Here is a 21,267-nt window from a genome sequence, read left to right as displayed (position 1 = left end):
AACTATTTATTATATATGTTTTTTTAGGAATTGATCTAGCTTTGATGTAAACAACTCAAAATCAAATAAAGAGTAAAAAGAATTCACAACTTTTTTAATTTCACGATTACTTAAATCTTTAAACTTCTCTGGGAAATAATCCTTTAAATGTACACTTACATGATTAATTCCGTCTTCAAAAGTTGCCCAAACATTTTTATCAATCCAGGGCGAAAAAATAATAAATGATTTTTTCCCTACTGCTTTCGACATATTTATGGCGCCACCATCATTCCCTACAATAATATCACATTCATTTGCAATGGCAATAAAAGAACGTAAATCATCACCTAAAAGATCAAAATAAACCTTTGATTTTGTATGCTCAGATAATTGATTATAAACTTCTAATGCTTGATCTTTCTGATTTGGAAAATAATTGAATAAGATATTCACGTTGTAATTTTCTCCAATATGATTTACCAATTTTGCCATTTGGTTTAAAGGATAAGTTTTAGTTTCGTCTGATCCTAATAAACTTATCATTACAGTTTTGCGAGATGAGTCAACTTTATGTTTAATAAAAGTTTGTTTTGCTGCTTTAATCTCTTTCTCAGTCAGGTATAATTTTGGTTCTGTAGCTTCAGGATTTGTAATTCCAAAAGGTTCTAATAATGCTAAACGATGTTCGATAGATAAACCCAAATGTGTTTTCGCAACATTGTGTTTTTCTATATTATTAGTATAAAGAAATTCTCTTCCTGGTTTTTTATAAGAAATTTTAACTGGAGCTTTATTAATAAAAACGTTTACCCAACTTTGTAATTTAGAATATACATCTACAATCACGTCGTAATTATTTTTACTAACCTCGTTAGAAAACATTACTAATTTTAAAAATCCTTTTTGTTCCTTTTCATTAAATACAATAAGATTATCAATGTAAGGATTATTTTCTAAAACAGGTAACGTATTACTATTCACTAAATAATCAATCGTTGCATTTGGATAACTTTTCTTCAAGTTTTCGCAAAGCAAAGATGTGATTAAAACATCTCCAATCATTTTATGTTGGATAACTAAAATTCTTTTCATTTCGTAAGCTACATGAAAACCTTTTTTGATAAAAAGGCAAATACAAAAGTATCTATTTTATAGCTTATTTACAAGATTTAACTCTTTACTTAAATTCTATTTGATATCAATCAATAAGCAACAAAAAAGGAGTTGAAAACTCAACTCCTATAATTCTTATTTATAAAGAAATAGATTAAACAGCAACATTATGTTCGCGTAACGCGTCGTTTAATGAAGTTTTTAAATCTGTACTTTCTTTTCTTTTACCAATAATTAATGCACATGGAACTTGGTATTCTCCAGCAGCGAATTTTTTAGTGTAAGAACCTGGAATTACAACTGAACGCTCAGGAACGTAACCTTTGATTTCTACTGGCTCATCACCTGTAACATCGATAATTTTAGTAGAAGCAGTTAAAACTACATTTGCACCTAATACAGCTTCTTTACCTACTCTTACACCTTCTACAACAATAGAACGTGATCCTAAGAAAGCATTATCTTCGATAATTACTGGAGCAGCTTGTAATGGCTCTAATACTCCACCAATACCTACACCTCCTGATAAGTGTACATTTTTACCAATTTGCGCACAAGAACCTACAGTAGCCCAAGTATCAACCATTGTACCTTCGTCTACATAAGCCCCAATATTTACATAAGAAGGCATTAAAATAACACCCGAAGAAATATATGCACCATAACGAGCAACAGCATTAGGAACAACACGAATACCTTTTTCTGCGTAGTTACGTTTTAATTCCATTTTATCATGGTACTCGAAAATACCAGCTTCTAATGTTTCCATTTTTTGAATCGGGAAGTACATAACAACAGCTTTCTTCACCCATTCATTCACTTGCCATCCACCATCAACTGGCTCAGCACAACGTAATTGTCCGTTATCTATTAATTCAATTACTTCACGAATAGCTGCTTGTGTAGCATCTTCTTGTAATAACTCACGGTTATCCCAAGCTTTTTCGATTATTTCTCTTAAATTTTCCATTTCTTCAACTAATGAGGTACAAATATAAAATATATCTGCGTTTAAATAAACCTTTTTATAAATTTGCAGAATGGCAAGAATCGTAGCAATAGATTTTGGAGGCAAAAGAACAGGAGTAGCAGCGACAGATGAATTACAAATCATCGCCTCTCCTATCGACACAATCGAGACAAGTAAATTAATGGATTTCTTTGAAAAATATTTATTTACCGAAAATGTTTCTGATTTAGTAGTTGGACTTCCAATGCGTTTTTCAGGTGAAGTAAATGACATAGAAATTGAGATAAAAAAATTTATAGAAAAATTTTCAGCTAAATTTCCTACTATTAAAATTCATCGCGAAAACGAGATGTTCACATCCAAAATGGCTTCTAGAGCAATGTTTGAAGGAGGGCTTAAAAAGAAAAAAAGACAAGAGAAGGGAATGGTAGATAAAGTAAGTGCTGTAATAATTTTACAATCATTTTTATCTCATAAACTATAACAAAATTGTATCTTTGCCCATTATTTAATAAAAAATAAAATTAAATGGTATTACCAGTTGTAGCTTACGGAGATCCTGTACTTCGTAAAGTTTCACAAGATATAGATCAGGATTACAAAAACTTAAAAGAGTTAATCGACAATATGTTCGAGACAATGTACGACTCTAATGGTGTTGGAATTGCTGCTCCACAAATCGGTCGCGACATTCGTTTATTTATTGTAGATTGTAGTCCATTCGCTGATGACGAAGATTATGAAGATATTGAGAAGGAATTAGAATCTTTCAAAAAAGTTTTCATCAATCCTAAAAAAATCAGTGAATCTGAAGGTGATGAATGGAAATTCTCAGAAGGATGTTTAAGTATTCCACACATTCACGAAGAGGTTTCTAGACCAGCTTCTATCACATTAGAATATTACGACGAAAATTGGAATAAACATACCGAAACTTTTTCGGATATTCGCGCTCGAGTTATTCAACACGAATTTGATCATTTGGAAGGTAAACTTTTTATTGATTATATTTCGAGCTTCAAAAAGAAATTAATAAGTAATAAATTAAAAAACATAACAAAAGGGAACGTGAAAACATCTTACAAGATGAAATTCCCTATATAGTCCCTTAAACATAAATTAGAATATGGATTTATCAAGAGTTATCGCAATTTCAGGAAAACCAGGTTTATACCGTTTAGTTTCTCAAACTAGAAACGGTTTCGTAGTTGAAGATTTAGACAAAGGAAAAAAAGTTTCAATCGCTGCTAACTACAACGTAAGTTTATTAGACAATGTTGCTATTTACGGTGTAGCTCAAGAATACCCTTTAGCTGAAGTTTTCTTTAGAATTTATAAAAAAGAGAACGGTGGTGCTTCTATCGACCACAAATCATCTGGAACTGAATTACGTGCATATATGGAGCAAGTTTTACCAGAATATGACGATTCAAGAGTTTATGATTCTGATTTAAAAAAGTTATTCCAATGGTATAACATTTTACAATCTAAAGGATTATTAAACATTGATTTAGCTGCTGTAGAAGCTGCTATGGCTGCTCAACAAGCAGATGTAGAAGCTGCTCAAGCAGAAGAAGTTGTTGAAGAAAAACCTAAGAAAAAAGCAGCTCCTAAAAAAGCAAAAGCAACTGAAGCAGACGCTGAAGAAAAACCAGCTAAGAAAACTGCTGCTAAAAAAACTACAAAGAAAAAAACTGAAGAATAATCTTTTGATATGAATACACGTAAAAATCAATTAGAAGCCTTCAATCGTTTGTTGGATATAATGGATGAGTTACGTGAAAAGTGTCCTTGGGATCGTAAACAAACTAATGAAACGTTACGAACGTTAAGCATTGAGGAAATCTACGAACTATCGGACGCAATTATCGAAAATGATTCAGATGAAATAAAAAAAGAACTAGGTGATGTTTTTCTTCACCTAGTTTTTTATTCTAAAATAGCATCAGAAAAAGGTCAATTCGACGTTGCTGATGTACTGAATTCTATTTGTGATAAATTAATTCACAGACATCCTCATATTTATGGTAACACCGTCGCAGACACCGAAGAAAAAGTACTTCAAAATTGGGAAAAATTAAAACTGAAAGAAGGTAATCAATCTGTTCTTTCTGGTGTTCCCACTTCCCTACCAGCAATGGTCAAAGCCTATCGTATACAAGACAAAGTAAAAGGTGTTGGATTCGAATTTGAAAATGCTGAGCAAGTTTTCGAAAAAATCCAAGAAGAGATTATTGAATTTAAAAATGAAACAAATCCTACTGATCGTGAAATGGAATTTGGTGATATTTTGTTTTCATTAATTAATTATGGACGATTTGTTGGTATAAATTCTGAAGATGCTTTAGAAAGATCTAACAAGAAATTCATTTCAAGATTTCAAATTTTAGAAGAATTAGCTAAAGAAAAAGGGTTGATTTTAGGCGAAATGACACTTTCAGAATTAGAAGAACTTTGGAATTTAGCGAAAATTCGCTAGTGTAAAACAAACACTATAACTCAATATTCATCAACACTATAATACTGATTATTAATATGTTACAAACTATATAAATAGTTTTTATATACACCGATTAAAGAAAGTATAAGAAAACATTGCGCTCGCTAAAAAAACAGGCCTATATTTGCAATGGTTATAGCGGGCAATAGCTTGTAATAATGGAAGGAAGTTTGTTTACTATGTAAACAGTTTTCTCATTTTTTTGTGGTTTTGATGAAAAGGTGACTTATGTCGCCTTTTTATTTTTTTATCTACTTCATACTTTATTTTTTTCCTATACTATTTCGTAAATTTGCTGTTATGCAATTTCAAATTAATTCAGAATTTGATCCTACAGGAGATCAACCAAAAGCTATCGAACAATTAGCTAAAGGAATCTTAGACGGAGATAAATACCAAACACTTTTAGGTGTTACTGGTTCAGGTAAGACTTTTACTATTGCAAATGTAGTACAAGAGGTACAACGACCAACTCTTGTTTTGGCACACAACAAAACATTAGCTGCACAATTATTTATGGAGTTTAAAGAATTTTTCCCAAATAATGCAGTCGAATACTTCGTGTCATACTACGACTATTATCAGCCAGAAGCTTATATCCCTTCATCTGGTGTTTATATCGAAAAGGATTTATCTATTAACGAAGAAATTGAGAAACTTCGTTTAAGCACCACATCTTCCCTTTTATCAGGTCGAAGAGATATTCTTGTTGTTGCATCTGTTTCTTGTTTATACGGAATTGGAAATCCAGCTGAATTTCATAAAAATTTAATACAAGTTGAAACAGGACAAATCATTTCTCGAACTAAATTTCTTCATCAACTTGTTCAAGCATTATATTCAAGAACAGAAGGTGCTTTTCAGCGTGGAAATTTCAGAATTAAAGGAGATACCTTAGATATTTTTCCAGCTTATGCTGATGATGGAATTAGAGTTAGTTTTTTTGGTGATGAAATTGAAGAAATCACTATTTTTAATACAGAAACTGGAGAAACCACTTCTCGACTAGATAAAATCAATATTTATCCTGCCAATTTATTTGTTACTTCGAAAGATACTTTAAATGGCGCTATAAAAGATATTCAAATCGATTTAGGAAAACAAGAATCTTATTTTCATGATATTGGAAAATTTCTTGAAGCAAAACGTTTAAAAGAGCGTACCGAATTTGATTTAGAAATGATTAAAGAACTAGGTTATTGTTCTGGAATCGAAAATTATTCTCGTTATTTAGATGGTCGCGAACCAGGTACACGTCCTTTCTGTCTGTTAGATTATTTTCCTGAAGATTATTTAATGGTCATAGATGAATCTCACGTTACTGTTTCTCAGGTTCATGCCATGTATGGTGGCGATCGTTCTCGTAAAGAGAATTTAGTTGAATACGGTTTCCGTTTACCTGCAGCAATGGACAATCGACCATTAAAATTTGAAGAGTTTGAGGCATTACAGAACCAAGTGATACACGTTTCTGCTACACCTGCGAATTACGAACTTGAAAAATCTGAAGGTATCGTTGTTGAACAAGTCATTAGACCTACTGGATTATTAGACCCAATCATAGAAGTTCGTCCTACACAAAATCAAGTCGATGATTTGATGGAAGAAATTAATAAACGTGTAGAAGTTGATGAACGTGTTTTAGTTACGACGTTAACAAAACGTATGGCTGAAGAATTGACCAAATATTTAACTAAATATGGCGTTCGCTGTCGTTATATACATTCTGATGTAGATACATTAGAGCGTGTACAGATTATGGCTGATTTACGTGCTGGATTATTTGATGTTTTAGTTGGTGTTAATCTTCTTCGTGAAGGTTTAGATTTACCTGAAGTTTCTTTGGTCGCAATTTTAGATGCTGATAAAGAAGGTTTCTTACGAAGCAATCGCTCCCTTACGCAAACTGTTGGTCGTGCTGCGCGAAATATTAACGGATTAGCAATTATGTATGCCGATAAAATTACAGACAGTATGCGCCAAACGATTGATGAAACAGAACGTCGTCGTGAAATACAAATAAAATACAATGAAGATCACGGGAAAGTTCCTCAAGCTTTAAATAAAAAAATCACAAAACTAAGTTTAGCCGCAGCTGATTTTGAAAACAATCCATACGAACAAAAAACTTTGGTTGCAGTTGCAGCTGAAGAAAAAGTAAATTATTCGGAAGATGAAAAGGAAAAATTAATCGAAAAATTACAAAAAGAGATGGAAAATGCTGCAAAAAATCTTGATTTTATAAAAGCAGCTGAATTTCGAGATAAAATAAATGCATTAAAAGAATAATATTTTATTTTAGTGATTCTTTACAAATGAACAAAGCAATAATGAAAATTTTCAATTACATTATACTTATGTTTCCATTTTTACTTGGAAGTTGTAACGTATATATTTCTGATAACGATGTAATCGAAACCCAAAATTTAGGTACAATTGAAGTTTCTAATCTTGTAAATGAACCTAAACGTACATTAACAACAAAATTTAATACTCCAAGTGGATTTACTAGAGTTAATCCCACTACTCCATTTGCGGTTTATTTGAATCACATACCACTAAAAGGTCAAAACGGAACTGTTAAACTGTATGATGGAACTGATAAATTAAACCGTAATTCCTATGTAGGTGTATTAGATTTGCAACCGTTTACAAATAATGTACAATTTCATACCAATGCAATTTTTCGTTTAAGAGCAGAATTTTTGTATCATAATAAAAGATACGATGAAATTGATTTTAAAATCTCGAATAAATTATCTTATGTATCTTACTCGAAATATGCCAATGGAGACTTTTCTTATGCCAAGCTTTTAGAGTACATGGATAAATTTCTTACAGCCACTTCAACGAATAGTTTAAGTCATATAACATCACCTATAAAATTAAAAGATATAACTATTGGAGATGTTTTCATGCAAAAATCTTCAACAAAAAGTCATGCAGTTATAGTGATGGATATGGCAGTAAATAATAAAGGAGAAAAAATCATGTTATTAGCTCAAAGCTACTATCCAGGTCAAGACATACAAATTTTAGCTAATCCATCCGATGAAAATCTTTCTCCTTGGTACAAAGTAAAAGAAGGGAATCTTTTAACACCTGAATGGCGTTTTATTTCCTCTGATTTAGTTCGCTTTAATTAGAATTTATTGAATAAATCTATTTGAATTATTACATTTGTATAGAATAAAATATAAAACAAACACGGACATCCTACTGATAGGGAAAAATTAACAACATGCAAAGAGTTTATTTAGATAATGCAGCTACAACAGCAATTCATCCACAAGTAATTGAAGAGATGATAAAAGTGATGAAAAATTGCTATGGTAATCCTTCTTCTACACATATTTTTGGTAGAGAAGCTAAAGCATTATTAGAATTTGCGAGGAAAAAAATTGCTCAACAACTGAATGCTACACCTGCAGAAATTTACTTTACTTCTTGTGGTACTGAATCAAACAACACAATTATACGTTCTTGTGTAAACGATTTAGGTGTAACGCGAATCATTACAACTTACATGGAACACAAATGTGTAATGGAAAGTGTTAGTGACTTAGAAAATAGAGAAAAAGTTGAAGTTATTCGACTAAATATATTAAAAGACGGATCTATTGATTACGATCAATTTGAAGAATTAATCAAAGATCAATCTAAGAAAACATTAGTTTCGTTAATGCACGCTAACAACGAAATTGGAAATTTGTTAGACGTAAAAAGAATTTCTGCTTTAACTAAAGCTAACAATGCATTATTTCATACAGATACAGTTCAGACTGTAGGACATTACCCAATTGATGTTGAAGATTTAGGAATCGATTTCGCTTCATGTTCAGCACATAAAATTCATGGACCAAAAGGAGCTGGATTTTTATACGCACGTAAATCAACACACATCAAACCATTAATTGCTGGTGGTGGACAAGAAAGAGGTTTACGATCAGGAACTGAAAATGTATATGGAATTGTTGGTTTATCTAAAGCATTGGATATTTCTTTAGAAGAATTAGAAAATCATACAAAGCATATTAAAGAATTAAAAAAATATGCAATTGACGAATTAACTTCAAAAATTCCAGGTGTTGGATTTAATGGTTTAAGCAGTGATTTTGACAAAAGTTTATACACTGTTTTAAGTATCAAATTACCTTTCCATGACACTTTAATTGGTTTCGAATTAGAACTAGCTGGGATTGCAGTTTCTCAAGGTTCTGCTTGTAGTTCTGGCGCGGCTAAAGTTTCTAAAGTAATTGAAACTTTATATTCTGAAGAAGAAATTAATAAAATGACGCCGTTACGTGTTTCATTTAGTTACATGAATACTAAAGAAGATATTGATGCGTTAGTTTCGACTTTAGAAAAAATTGCAAGTAAACATTTAGCTATTAACGCTTAATCATATAAACCTCCTAATAAGGAGGTTTTTTTATGCTTTTTTTTATGACACCTACAATTCTCATTCGTTTCAAAAATTAATGTATTTAGATATATTTGCATCTTTAATATTATAATTTGGATCAAGCATCAACATTTAATAGTTTAGATATTTTAATCGCAATTGCTCTTGCATTTGGGATTATAAATGGGTTATTTAAAGGTTTTATTTCACAATTAATTGGATTATTTGGATTTTTTATTGCGATTTGGATCAGTTTTAAATTCTATCAACTTGTCAGCATTTTCGTAGGAAGTCAAAACATTGTTGCAGATGGTTTTGTATCTATTGTTTCTCTGATTTTAACCTTTGCAATTGCATTTTTCTCAATCAAATTATTATCATCTCTGACCGAAAAAACCGTTCAAATGATTGGACTTGGTTTCGTCAATCGAATAGCAGGAGCCACATTAGGTTTGATTATTTTATTACTTTTAGTGTCATCAGTTCTTTTCTACATAGATCCTATCTTGGAAATTGGTTTTAAAGAAACCAAAGAAAATAGTATTTTATATCCTTATTTGATTGATTCTGCTGAATTTGTAAAAAACTTATTGTACGAAACCAAAGATGCATTAAGAGAACAAGATCAAATTAAATCAGAAAATTATTTATAAAATATAATTTGTTTAAATTTAACACATGAATACATATACAGAGAGTCAAAGAATGTTTGATTCAACTTTCAACAAAATTATTATTTTATTAGTTGTCATATTATTAGGAAAAATTTTATACACTAATATTACAGAAGGTTTTCAAACTTCATCCATTTTGTCCTTTATATTATTACCACTTTGTATTATATTATTTGTTTTGTTTAAGGTTAAAACTAAAATCACAAAAGAAAGTATAAATGTCAAAATAGTTCCATTCAATTTAACAAATCAAACTATTTTATGGAGTGATACCAAAAAGGTTGAAGTTGTACAGTATTCTGCTATTAAAGAATATGGCGGTTGGGGATACCGAAGAAGTAAAACTGGTAAAGCAATTAATCCTTCAGGAAAATTCGGACTTAAAATTTATTTTAAAGATGGTACACACCTTTTAATCGGAACTAGACGACCAGACGAATTATCTGAATTTATTAAGAATATAAAGAAATAAAAATAAGGGCTCTTGATTGTAGCCCTTTTATATTGACAAAAATTTATATTTAAACATATTATAAAACGCCATAAATTGTCGCACAAAATACTTTCTTTTGTAAAACAATAGCAATTTTAAACACTATGACAACGATTTTAGTAGCAATAGTATTTTTTGTATTAGGAGGTGTAATCGCTCATTTATTTACTAAGAGCAAATTATCTTCTGAACAAATTTCTAATCAAATTCGATTTGAAGAATTAGAAAAATCAAACATAGCATTACGTTCTGAATTATCTGAAGCGAAAGACAATGCGAATGAATTACAGTTTGAGTGGTTCAAAGAAAAAGAACGTAATACTGAACTGAATACAAAATACCAAGAAGTTTTAAAATCTGCTGAAGAACAGAAAAATTTCCTTGCGGAAACAAATGAAAGATTAAAAGAACAATTTGAAGCTTTATCTTCTAAAGTTTTACAAAATAACAACCAACAATTCTTAGATTTAGCCAAAACAGCTTTAGATAATCACATCAACGAGTCTAAAAATGATTTAGAAAAAAGACAACAAGCAATAGATTCGATCGTAAAACCTTTGAGTGAAAGCTTATCTAAATTTGATGGTAAAATTCAAGAAATTGAAAAAGCTCGTGAAGGTGCTTATTCTGAAATTAAAGTATTCCTTGATGCCATGAAAGGAACAACAGATAAATTGCAAAAAGAAACAAACACGTTAGTTTCTGCTTTAAAAACTTCGCACACTCGTGGTAAATACGGTGAAATTGGGTTAAAACGTGTGGTTGAATTTGCTGGAATGTCTTCATTTTGTGATTTTGAAGAACAAACTTCTGTACAATCTGAAAATGGATTACTTCGTCCAGATTTAATTGTAAATCTTCCAGGCGGTAGAAAAGTTATTATTGATTCAAAAGTTCCTCTGAACCAATATATGCAAGCTTTTGAAACAGAAGATGAAGACTTAAGAAAACATCATTTAATCAATCATGCAAAAGCTGTAAGAGAACATTTGAAAAATTTAAGTTCAAAAGCTTATTGGAATCAATACAATGATGCACCGGATTATGTTGTGATGTATTTACAAATTGAAAGTTCATTCGGTTCTGCGTTAGAATTGGACCGAACTTTGATTGAAGATGCATTAAACAATAGAATTATTATAGCAACTCCTACTACATTAATTACAATGCTTAGAACGATTGCTTTTAGCTGGCAACAAATTCATGTCGCTGATAATATTTATCAAATGCGTGATGCCGGAATAGAATTATACAATCGTGTAAATGTACTAATACAGCATTTTTCAAGTGTAGGACACAATTTAAATCAAGCAACACAAAGTTATAATAAGGCAATTGGTTCATTAGAAAGTCGCTTCATTCCTCAAGTTAAAAAACTGAAAGAAATTGGCGGAACTTTAATGGAAAAAGAAATAAATGAAACTAAACCAATAGACACAATGATTCGTGCAATAAATCAGACAGATTATCAATAAACGTCCTATATTTGCACAATCTTTTATTAAGAATGAGAAATATTTTACTTTTTGTAACCACTATCTTTTGCTCTAATGTTTTTGGACAGATAGATTACGAAAATAACGCTGTGCAAGTTAAGCCTAATTGGGAGCTTAAGAAGATTTATCAATACGATTTTGCTGATCAGAATATATCTATTTCTGTCAATGATACGACAATGAATGTTATTAATTATTCACAAAAATCATTGAATGTTTTAGATAAAAACAATTTTGCGTATAAATTGGAATTGATTAATGGTAAAAATACTTCAAACGATCCAGATGAATTTTATAGAGATTTCATCAACAATTCGAGTGGAATAAAATATCAATTCACAACAAATCTTTCTGGCGAATTTTTAGAGTTACTGAATATTGATGATATTCGTAAAAGTTTCTTAAACGTAACGAAAGATTTAGGTAATATAAAAAGAAAATCAAAGGATTACAAGAATAATATTGCAGAATTAGAAAATATGATTAATTCTGATGGATACATTCCTTATGTTTTCGACCAAGAAATTCAAGTATTAAATTTTTTCAACGGATATTACCTTAAATTGGGTGAACAATATGTTGGAAAAACTGTGCAAGACAATATTTTTGGTTTCCCTATTTCATCTACAACTACAACTTATTTAAAAGAAATTGATAAAACGAATGAAACTTTTACAGTTGCTTCAGATCAAAATTTAAGTAAGGATGATTTTGAAAAACTTTGGGAAGAAATGGCTTATTATATGCTGAATGACAAGAATTTACAATTAAGCCAAGATCAAATAAAAAAGGAAATTAAAAAATATTCGGAAACTGTTGAACTTAAAGTTGGATACGTTTCTAAATATGATAAAAACGCTATTTTATTAGAATCTGACTATCGTTTTGTCATGAATATTGGCTCTAAAAAAACTATCAATCATTTAAATATTAAGCGTACGAATTAATTTTATTTTCTTTGATTAAAATCTCAATTACGATTAGTTTTTAATAATTTTCTTACTTTTGATTCAATATTACAGTTTCAAGTTAATGAAAAACATTTTTACATACTTATTTTTATTTTTTACTAGTGTTTTGTCTTTCGGTCAAATAATCGAAGGTGATTCTATTGTAAATCCGAAAATATTTTGGAATGTAAATGATGTAAAAAACTATATTTTCAAAACTAAAGAAACTAAAAAAACTGCCGAAACTTTTCAGCAAGAAGAAATATCTTACAATGTAAGAATTAATATTTTAGATGTTTTTGGTGACGAAACTACAGTTTTATGGACATATGAAAACGTAAAATTTGATTCAAATAATTTCGTTAATAATCCTTTATATTTAGTTGACAAAGTTACCATTAAGTACGTGATTGACGCGCAGGGTAGATTTTTACGTTTTGAAAATATTCCTCAAACTATTACTGATTATTTAGCTTCTGCTGAAGTGATTAAAAATGAATACTTCAATCAAACTGAAATACAATCTAAAATCCAAGATTTAATTAACATCTATTCAACTCCAGAAAATATTACGCGTATTTTCGAGAAAGATATTCGCCAATTCCATTTGTTTTTTGGTAAAGGAAAATTTGATACAAAAGGAAGTACGATTGAATTTAATTCGTACATGGATAATTTATTTAGCACATCTCCTACTCCAGCTAAAACTTCAATGAAATTGAATGAGATTGCTTACACAGGAACAAATTATACCATTAATGCTTTACAAATGGCAGATAAAGAATGGTTGGCTAATTCTTGGTTCAACTACCTAAAGCAATTATCAGAAGAGTTAGAAACTGAAAAACCAGATGATAGCCGTTTACAAGACGAAATTATTTACAATGTAAATACAACTTCTAGAATTAAAGACAACGGTTGGATTACATACAGTTCCGAAATAAAAACTGTCAACTTTCAGGATACAAACTACACACTTGTAAGGAGAATTGAAATGGATTAGTCCAATATCATTCAAAACCCTTATTTAATCATATTTATTAGCGATAATTTACTTCGGAAATCCGAATTAAATTTCTTAATTTTGCAGTCTATTTAAAAAAAATCATAACAATCATGCAATTGTCTGAACAAGAAATTATTCGTAGAGAAAAATTACAGCAATTAAGAGATTTAGGTATCGAGCCTTATCCTGCTGAAGAATTTGTAGTAACTTCTAATTCGAAAGAAATAAAGGAAAAATACGAAGAAGGTAAGATTGTAAAGCTTGCAGGTCGTATGATGAGCGTTCGTGTAATGGGTAAAGCATCTTTTGCTGAATTACAAGACACGGAAGGAAGAATCCAAATCTACGTTGCTCGTGAAGATATCTCTTCAACTGAGGAAGCTGTAGAATACAACACTGTTTTCAAAAAATTATTAGATATTGGTGATTTCATCGGTATTGAAGGTTATTTATTCAAAACTAAAGTTGGTGAAATTTCTGTACACGTTACAAAATTAACTGTTTTAGCTAAAACGTTACGTCCTTTACCTATCGTTAAAACTGACGACGAAGGTAAAGTTTATGATGCTTTTGTTGATCCAGAGTTACGTTACCGTATGCGTTATGTGGATTTAGTTGTTAATCCTCAAGTGAAAGAAATTTTCATCAAAAGAACTAAGTTATTTACTGCAATGCGTAACTTCTTCAACGACCGTGGTTACATGGAAGTTGAGACACCTGTATTACAGTCAATTCCTGGTGGAGCGTCTGCACGCCCATTCATCACGCATCATAATGCTTTAGATATTCCATTATATTTACGTATCGCGAACGAATTATACTTAAAAAGATTAATCGTTGGTGGTTTTGAAGGGGTTTATGAATTCTCTAAAAACTTCCGTAACGAAGGAATGGACCGTACGCATAATCCTGAATTTACAGCGATGGAAATTTATGTAGCTTACAAAGACTACAACTGGATGATGGATTTCACAGAGCAATTATTAGAGCACTGTGCAATTGCTGTAAACGGAACTTCTGAAGCTCAGTTTGGTGAACATAAAATTAACTTTAAAGCACCTTACAAACGTGTAACAATGCGTCAATCGATCATTGATTTCACTGGTTTTGATATCGAAGGTAAATCTGAAGCAGAATTATACGAAGCTGCTAAAGGAATGGGTATCGAAGTGGATGAAACTATGGGTAAAGGAAAGTTAATTGACGAAATTTTTGGTGAAAAATGTGAAGGAAATTACATCCAACCAACTTTCATTACTGATTATCCAAAAGAAATGTCTCCTTTAACTAAAGAACATCGTGATAATCCAAATTTAACTGAGCGTTTCGAGTTAATGGTTTGTGGAAAGGAAATTGCAAACTCTTATTCTGAGTTAAATGATCCAATTGACCAACGTGAGCGTTTTGAAGAACAATTAAAATTATCTGAAAAAGGTGATGATGAAGCAATGTTCATCGATCAAGATTTCTTACGTGCATTAGAATACGGAATGCCTCCAACAGGTGGTTTAGGTATTGGAATGGATCGTTTAATCATGTATTTAACAAATAATCCTTCAATTCAAGAAGTTTTATTCTTCCCACAAATGCGTCCAGAAAAGGCTGCTCCTTCTTACGAATTAACAGAAGAAGAAAATGCAATTATTGATTTATTAAAAGCTAATAATAATATTGAATTAGCTGACTTAAAAAACCAATCAGGTTTAAGTGGTAAGAAATGGGATAAATCAATGAAAAACTTAGGAAAATATAACTTAACTAAAGTAAATGTAAACGGTGATTCTAAAACTGTTGAATACTTAGGAGAGTAATTAAAATACAACCCTTTCATCTATTTAGATGATACTTTAGAAGCTATTTCTTTTCGAGAAATAGCTTCTTTTTTTATTAAAAAAAATCCAAAATTTTTAAAATTTTGGACTTTACTTTTATTTACTCAAAGATTTTTTAAATCTAACATTGTAAATACTAACTAAAATTAATCTACTTTATTATGATCTAAAACTTTATGATCAATTGCTATTGTATCAACTTCTATTATGGAATAACTTGCTTTAGCTTCCTTGTATTTACAACTAATAAGTAAAAAAAATACGAGGCAGACAAACAATTTTTTCATTTTAATAATTTATATTAAATCATAAATCAAATTATATACCAATAAACTTATTTAACTTGAACTTTTTTGTTAAAAGAATAAATTAAATAAAATAAGAATGGCAAAATAATGATACTACCTAATAATAATGCCCAACCCAATACTTGTATTGTTTTTACAGAGTAATTTGATTCTAATAAAGAATATGATGTTCCGTCTTTGAATGTTATCAAATTTGGAAAATGAGAATAGGATACAGCAAACAAAATCATCAAAACAATGCAACCTGCAATGACACGACTTAAAATGTCTTGATGTTGTTTTAATGAAAAATTTAATGCAATAATAGATAGTGTAGCTAATCCTACGGCTAAATACCCTCTCCAATCATAATATATCCATTGCGTTAATGGAATTTCTTTCCAAAAAGAAACTAAAAAAACTAATCCACCAGTAAGAAAAATTGCAATAGAATATCTTTTCGCTATATTTCTCAAAGCTTGTTTGTCGGCAAGATCATCAATAGAATGAATAGAAAATATGGAAGCTAAAAATCCACAAATAGAAACCGTAAAGATTCCGACCGAAATATTAAACCAAGTCAACCAAGAATATACGTAAGCCGAAAGGAAATCTGTAGCCTTATGATCAATAGATCCTGAAACCGTAGAAGCTGCAATAATGCCTAAAAATAATGGTGTAATTAAACTAGAAATCGTAAAAATAACAGCGTATAATTTGTGCCATTCATCTTTTATCACATCATAATTACGAAAAGTAAACGAAGTTCCTCGCGCTATAATACCAAGTAACATTATAACTAATGGAATATGTAAGAAATTAGATAAATCTGCATAAATCTTAGGAAATCCAACAAATAATATCACAATAGAAATAATTAACCACATGTGATTTGCTTCCCAAATTGGACCAATAGAATTATACATAATTCGCTGTGTTTTCTCTTTAAAATCTTTGGTCGAAAATAATTCAACAATACCTGCTCCAAAATCTGCTCCTCCAAATATGACATACATTCCTAATGCAGTCCATAAAAATGCGATAACAACATAAATCATGCTTAATGTTTTTCAGGATTATAATTAGGATCATTCGGATCGTATAATTTTGCAACCATTTGGATTTGTCTGTTCATCAAAAACGCTAAAATTATTGATAACGAAACAAATACTGCAGTAAATATGTAAAATGAATACTGTATTCCAGGCATTGGCGTAACTGCATCTACAGTTCGCATTATTCCGTAAATTATCCACGGTTGACGTCCAACTTCAGTTACAGTCCATCCCGCTTCTAAAGCAATGTATCCAAATGGAGTCGCAATCATAAAAATTTTATACATCCATCTGGTATTTAACCATTTTTTCTTGAAAAATTTTGAAAATAAATAAATCATTGCAATTAACATCATCAGCATGCCGAATGTAATCATTATCTGAAAAGCATAATGCGTAATTGCCACAGGAGGCCATTCATCTTTCGGAAATTCATTTAAACCTTTAACCGGAGTTTCAAAATCAGAATGTACCAAGAAACTTAATACGCCAGGAAGTTTAATTGCGTAATTTATCTGTTCATTTTCTTCATCAACAACTCCTCCTAAAACAAAAGGTGCACTTTTTTCCGTATGAAAATGTGCTTCCATGGCCGCAAGTTTTATCGGTTGTCTATCTGCAACATCTTTCGCAGAAATATCACCACTTAATGGCGCTAACATTGCCGCAATAACTGCAATCATTGCACTAATATTAAAAGCCTTTTGATGAAAAATAACGTTTTTACACTTCAGAATCAAATATGCATGTAACCCCGCAACAGCAAAACCAGTTGCACAAAATGCAGCTACTGTCATATGCAAAGCCTGTGAAAACCAAGCGTCATTAAACATCGCTTGTATAGGATCAATATTTAAATAATCTCCATTAACATATTCAAATCCCCTTGGCGAATTCATCCAAGCATTTGCAGCAACAACTAATATTCCTGATGAAAGTCCACTAATCCCAACAATTACACCACATATCCAATGAAACCATTTATTGAATCGGTTCCAACCGTAAAGAAAAAATCCTAAGGCAATGGCTTCTATAAAGAACGCGGTTCCTTCTAATGAAAAAGGCATTCCGAAAATTGGACCTGCATGTTCCATAAATTTAGGAAAAAGTAATCCTAATTCGAACGAAAGCATCGTCCCAGAAACTGCTCCGGTAGCAAATAAAATAGCAACGCCTTTGCTCCATGCTTTTGTAAGTCCTTTATAAATTTCCTTTTCAGTTTTTAAATATTTATAATGAGCTATTGCCATCATAAAAGGCATTACCATTCCGATACAGGAAAATACGATGTGAAATGCTAGTGATAATGCCATCTGACTTCTTGCTGCGATAAAATCATCCATTGGGAAAATGTTTTGTTTGTTATGTTTTGTTTGTTTAAATTCTTTAAAATTAGAAATTAAAAAAAGGCATTTCGATTGACGAAATACCTTTTTTTATGATATTAATTATTATTTACCAGTGGCTGGAATTAACCATTTAAATTCTGGAGCATCTTCTGGAATTACAATTCGTTGTGAAATTCTTTCCATACGGTCTGGGAATTTCATGATGTAATCACGTGCTTTTTCAGCTTCATCATTTAAACCTGTAACTTTATCTAGTTCCCAAATTGAAATTAATTTTCTCATGATGTCCACATAATCTTGTGCTGTATAAACACCAATACGTTGAGCAGCATCTGAAAATGGTTCAAATAAATTTCCTTTTTCTTGACCTGATTCACGTAAAAAGTGAGCTGGCATCACAATTTTAAGTTTAAACATGTATTGTACCGCTTTCATCATTTCTGATGGATCAACTTCAAAAATACGTCTAACAAATTCTGAATAAGCTAAATGGTGACGCATTTCATCTCCTGCGATAATTTTACACATACGAGATAATTTTTTTGCACCGTAATCTTTAGCAATTCTTGATACATTATTGTGAGAAATATAAGTTGCTAACTCTTGGAAACTCGTATAAACGAAGTTTCTGTAAGGATCGTGAGATGTACCAATATCAAAACCATCGTTAATTAAATGTTGTGTAGAAATTTCTACTTCACGCATATTAATACGACCTGATAAGTATAAAAATTTATTTAACACATCACCATGGCGATTTTCTTCACCTGTCCAATGTCTGATCCATTTTGCCCATCCATTTTCTAAATACTTCCCTTCTTCATCTACAATACCTTGCATTTGTAATAACCAAGATTCGTAAGTTGGTAAAGCTTCTTCTGTAATTGTGTCACCAATTAAAGTAACCCAAAAATCGTCTGGTAATTCTTTTGATATTTCTTGTAATTCTTTAATCTCGTCATAAAATGTATCTGACTGAGAATTTGGTAAAAAGTCTGTTGGTTGCCAAATTTTTTCAACTGGAACTAAAAATTTCTCCATGAAAGAATCAACATCCTTTTCAAGAAGCTGCATTACTTCCAATCTAACGTTGTGTATTGACATAATATTTTCTTAATAAATTATTTTAGATTTTACTACTTGTTCTGTTTTTTCGAAAAGTTCATCAAATTTGTAATCACTTACTTTAATTGGATCGTGATATTCAATTGTAACTTTCGAACCTAAATTTAAAGGAAATTTTCCCCATTTAGTAATTTGCCAAGTATTATTTATAGTTATCGGTACAACATAAGCACTTTTCGCATACTTTGTTAGCACCTTTAAACCACTTTCTTTAAACCCTCTCGGGGTACCATCTTTACTCCTTGTTCCCTCTGGGAAGATGATTGCTGAGTAATTATTTTCTTGGATGTAAATCGCTAATTTTTTAATTGCATCAATGGCTTGTTTACCATTTTTACGATCAATTAAAGCTGAACCTCCTTTTTGTAAATTATAAGAAACGCTTGGGATTCCTTTTCCTAATTCAATTTTAGAAATAAATTTTGGATTGAATTCAGATAAATCATACTCTAAAGGAGATACATCATACATACTTTGATGATTAGCTACAAATATAACCGGAACACCTTTAGGAATTTTTTCTTTTCCTGAATATTTATAAGTTGTAAATAAAACTTTTGTAGAAGCTACCAATAACCCATTCAATACTTTAACAGACTGATGATGTGCTTGATAACCACCTAAATTATACGCCAACCATTGCACTACATGCATAATAACTAGCGTTAAACCATACAAAAGATAAAAAATAATTGTAAATGGAATAGCAAGTAATTTTTTCAATGTTAAATTTTTTCCAAAGTTAATTAAAATAAAATCTTTACAAGGAATGATTAATAGAAGGATTTGCTAATTTTTATTCAAAATCAATAATTCTTCTTGATTTTCATTCAAAAATACAATTTGTTTATTCGTTCTATTTTTAATAAGTATGGTTTCTTTCAAAATTTGGTCTAAATCCATCCCTTGAACTTCACAAGTTTTTTGTGTTGATGTGATATTTGAAAATAAAATAGCAGGCTCAAAGCGATTATAATTTGCTGATACAACCTGACAACCATTAGATAATACAACTTTATTTAATTCTTCTTCAAAATAAACTTTCACATTCATGTTAGTTTCCTTCCACTTCCCTGCTAATAAAACTTTAGTGTCAGCTGTAGATGCTGTTTGTATAGGCAATTTTGATGTAGAACAACTTGTGATTAATGTAAATAAAATGATAATAAAACTAAAAAATTTCATTGTGGTTAATATTGTTAAATTTTAAACGAATGTAGGAATTCTATCTTTAAATATTATCACTTATTTTTGCAGAAATTCATTTACAATGGCAAATACAAGAAAAGCGGAAGTCTTTACAGATGCAAATGGTAATAAAAAAGTAAAATTAGAGCGTAAGCCTACTTTTTATAAAATTTATGATTTAATAAAAGAAGATTGGTTTGTAGAAGATGGATTATATGAGTTAGATTTTTTTGTAACGCCAAGTGTTGAAATTGAATTAGACAAACCAATTATTAATTACAAACAATTAAGCGAAAAAGGCCGAACAGCATTACAATAGAAACATCCTAATAAGGGTGTTTTTTTTATTTTTAATCTTTCCTTTATATAAAACTCATATTTTGATTCATATAGCTAAGCACTATAGTTTTAAATTTAAAACATTAACTTTAATAATATAAATAACTTTATTTATAAAGCCTTATTTTATACATCTATTAATCATTAATAATTACTTAAAAATAAAATATGAATTTTAAAAAAAATGAAGCTAAAGTCTTAATCAATGAAAAAGGTATCAAACAAATACAATTATGGGAATCTAACCCTGTCGAGCATATAAAAACATACAATTTATTAAAAAATCATTCTGATAAAATTCCAACTGGAATTTATCCAAGTTTTTTATTTACTAAAGAAGATATAGTTTCAATGGCTAATTTTGTAAAAATTGATGGTAATTATGATGTAAGTAAAGAAGGGAGACAATTATCTGAAAAAGGGTTGATTTTTTTCAATATAAAATAGTTTTACTTTCAAGATATTTCAAGAATATATCCAATATAAAACAAAAAACCCACACT

At 30.3% G+C, this 21,267-nt stretch carries 22 protein-coding genes; 15 read left to right on the top strand and 7 right to left on the bottom strand.

The window, feature by feature from the left end; all coding sequences use genetic code 11:
• Positions 1 to 9: 9 nt before the first annotated feature.
• Complete coding sequence (locus J9309_RS10470) at positions 10 to 1,074, bottom strand: glycosyltransferase family 9 protein (RefSeq protein WP_230475827.1); 1,065 nt, start codon at positions 1,072 to 1,074, stop codon at positions 10 to 12.
• A 175-nt stretch (positions 1,075 to 1,249) separates the two neighbouring features.
• On the bottom strand, positions 1,250 to 2,065 hold the full coding sequence (locus tag J9309_RS10465) for a 2,3,4,5-tetrahydropyridine-2,6-dicarboxylate N-succinyltransferase (RefSeq protein ID WP_230475826.1): 816 nt from the start codon (positions 2,063 to 2,065) through the stop codon (positions 1,250 to 1,252).
• 70 nt (positions 2,066 to 2,135) lie between these two features.
• On the opposite strand from J9309_RS10465, the gene ruvX reads away from it, so the two are divergent.
• From ruvX to lysS, 13 genes are all read left to right on the top strand, one after another.
• Positions 2,136 to 2,549 (top strand): Holliday junction resolvase RuvX, encoded by a 414-nt coding sequence (ruvX, locus tag J9309_RS10460; protein ID WP_230475825.1) that lies wholly within the window; start codon positions 2,136 to 2,138, stop codon positions 2,547 to 2,549.
• A gap of 44 nt (positions 2,550 to 2,593) precedes the next feature.
• Positions 2,594 to 3,169 carry a peptide deformylase gene (gene def / locus J9309_RS10455; protein WP_230475824.1) on the top strand — a complete coding sequence of 192 codons (576 nt, stop codon included), beginning with the start codon at positions 2,594 to 2,596 and terminating at the stop codon, positions 3,167 to 3,169.
• A gap of 22 nt (positions 3,170 to 3,191) precedes the next feature.
• Positions 3,192 to 3,770, top strand: coding sequence for a DUF5606 family protein (locus J9309_RS10450; RefSeq protein WP_230475823.1), 579 nt, complete (start codon positions 3,192 to 3,194; stop codon positions 3,768 to 3,770).
• Between the two features lie 9 nt (positions 3,771 to 3,779).
• Positions 3,780 to 4,544 (top strand): nucleoside triphosphate pyrophosphohydrolase, encoded by a 765-nt coding sequence (mazG, locus tag J9309_RS10445; RefSeq protein WP_230475822.1) that lies wholly within the window; start codon positions 3,780 to 3,782, stop codon positions 4,542 to 4,544.
• A gap of 321 nt (positions 4,545 to 4,865) precedes the next feature.
• On the top strand, positions 4,866 to 6,854 hold the full coding sequence (gene uvrB, locus J9309_RS10440; RefSeq protein WP_230475821.1) for an excinuclease ABC subunit UvrB: 1,989 nt from the start codon (positions 4,866 to 4,868) through the stop codon (positions 6,852 to 6,854).
• Positions 6,855 to 6,895: 41 nt separating this feature from the next.
• A complete protein-coding gene (locus J9309_RS10435) occupies positions 6,896 to 7,711 on the top strand; it encodes a DUF4846 domain-containing protein (RefSeq protein ID WP_230475820.1) in 816 nt (271 codons plus the stop codon).
• Between the two features lie 95 nt (positions 7,712 to 7,806).
• Positions 7,807 to 8,967, top strand: coding sequence for a cysteine desulfurase family protein (locus J9309_RS10430; RefSeq protein WP_230475819.1), 1,161 nt, complete (start codon positions 7,807 to 7,809; stop codon positions 8,965 to 8,967).
• A gap of 116 nt (positions 8,968 to 9,083) precedes the next feature.
• Positions 9,084 to 9,623, top strand: a complete 540-nt coding sequence (locus J9309_RS10425) for a CvpA family protein (protein WP_230475818.1) — start codon at positions 9,084 to 9,086, stop codon at positions 9,621 to 9,623.
• A gap of 25 nt (positions 9,624 to 9,648) precedes the next feature.
• Entirely contained in the window at positions 9,649 to 10,116 is a 468-nt protein-coding gene (locus tag J9309_RS10420) for a hypothetical protein (RefSeq protein ID WP_230475817.1), read from the top strand.
• A gap of 125 nt (positions 10,117 to 10,241) precedes the next feature.
• Positions 10,242 to 11,612 carry a DNA recombination protein RmuC gene (gene rmuC / locus J9309_RS10415; protein ID WP_230475816.1) on the top strand — a complete coding sequence of 457 codons (1,371 nt, stop codon included), beginning with the start codon at positions 10,242 to 10,244 and terminating at the stop codon, positions 11,610 to 11,612.
• 32 nt (positions 11,613 to 11,644) lie between these two features.
• Positions 11,645 to 12,580 (top strand): hypothetical protein, encoded by a 936-nt coding sequence (locus J9309_RS10410; protein ID WP_230475815.1) that lies wholly within the window; start codon positions 11,645 to 11,647, stop codon positions 12,578 to 12,580.
• Between the two features lie 85 nt (positions 12,581 to 12,665).
• Positions 12,666 to 13,586: a hypothetical protein gene (locus J9309_RS10405; protein ID WP_230475814.1), complete on the top strand. Its 921-nt coding sequence runs from the start codon at positions 12,666 to 12,668 to the stop codon at positions 13,584 to 13,586.
• A gap of 113 nt (positions 13,587 to 13,699) precedes the next feature.
• Positions 13,700 to 15,400, top strand: coding sequence for a lysine--tRNA ligase (gene lysS / locus J9309_RS10400; protein ID WP_230475813.1), 1,701 nt, complete (start codon positions 13,700 to 13,702; stop codon positions 15,398 to 15,400).
• 355 nt (positions 15,401 to 15,755) lie between these two features.
• Here the strand turns inward: lysS and J9309_RS10395 are convergent, their stop codons facing one another.
• The 5 genes from J9309_RS10395 to J9309_RS10375 form a co-directional block, all read right to left on the bottom strand.
• Positions 15,756 to 16,766 carry a cytochrome d ubiquinol oxidase subunit II gene (locus J9309_RS10395; protein WP_230475812.1) on the bottom strand — a complete coding sequence of 337 codons (1,011 nt, stop codon included), beginning with the start codon at positions 16,764 to 16,766 and terminating at the stop codon, positions 15,756 to 15,758.
• Between the two features lie 2 nt (positions 16,767 to 16,768).
• Entirely contained in the window at positions 16,769 to 18,106 is a 1,338-nt protein-coding gene (locus tag J9309_RS10390; protein WP_230475811.1) for a cytochrome ubiquinol oxidase subunit I, read from the bottom strand.
• Positions 18,107 to 18,214: 108 nt separating this feature from the next.
• Entirely contained in the window at positions 18,215 to 19,216 is a 1,002-nt protein-coding gene (locus tag J9309_RS10385) for an acyl-ACP desaturase (protein ID WP_230475810.1), read from the bottom strand.
• 9 nt (positions 19,217 to 19,225) lie between these two features.
• A complete protein-coding gene (locus J9309_RS10380) occupies positions 19,226 to 19,960 on the bottom strand; it encodes a lysophospholipid acyltransferase family protein (RefSeq protein WP_230475809.1) in 735 nt (244 codons plus the stop codon).
• Positions 19,961 to 20,026: 66 nt separating this feature from the next.
• Complete coding sequence (locus tag J9309_RS10375; protein ID WP_230475808.1) at positions 20,027 to 20,422, bottom strand: META domain-containing protein; 396 nt, start codon at positions 20,420 to 20,422, stop codon at positions 20,027 to 20,029.
• 85 nt (positions 20,423 to 20,507) lie between these two features.
• On the opposite strand from J9309_RS10375, the gene J9309_RS10370 reads away from it, so the two are divergent.
• Positions 20,508 to 20,744 carry a hypothetical protein gene (locus J9309_RS10370; RefSeq protein ID WP_230475807.1) on the top strand — a complete coding sequence of 79 codons (237 nt, stop codon included), beginning with the start codon at positions 20,508 to 20,510 and terminating at the stop codon, positions 20,742 to 20,744.
• Between the two features lie 188 nt (positions 20,745 to 20,932).
• On the top strand, positions 20,933 to 21,211 hold the full coding sequence (locus tag J9309_RS10365; RefSeq protein ID WP_230475806.1) for a hypothetical protein: 279 nt from the start codon (positions 20,933 to 20,935) through the stop codon (positions 21,209 to 21,211).
• The last annotated feature ends 56 nt before the right edge of the window (positions 21,212 to 21,267 follow it).

It is taken from the genome of Faecalibacter bovis, from assembly GCF_017948305.1.
Taxonomy (GTDB): Bacteria; Bacteroidota; Bacteroidia; order Flavobacteriales; family Weeksellaceae; genus Empedobacter; species Empedobacter bovis.
This window is presented reverse-complemented; position numbering and strand designations above follow the sequence as displayed.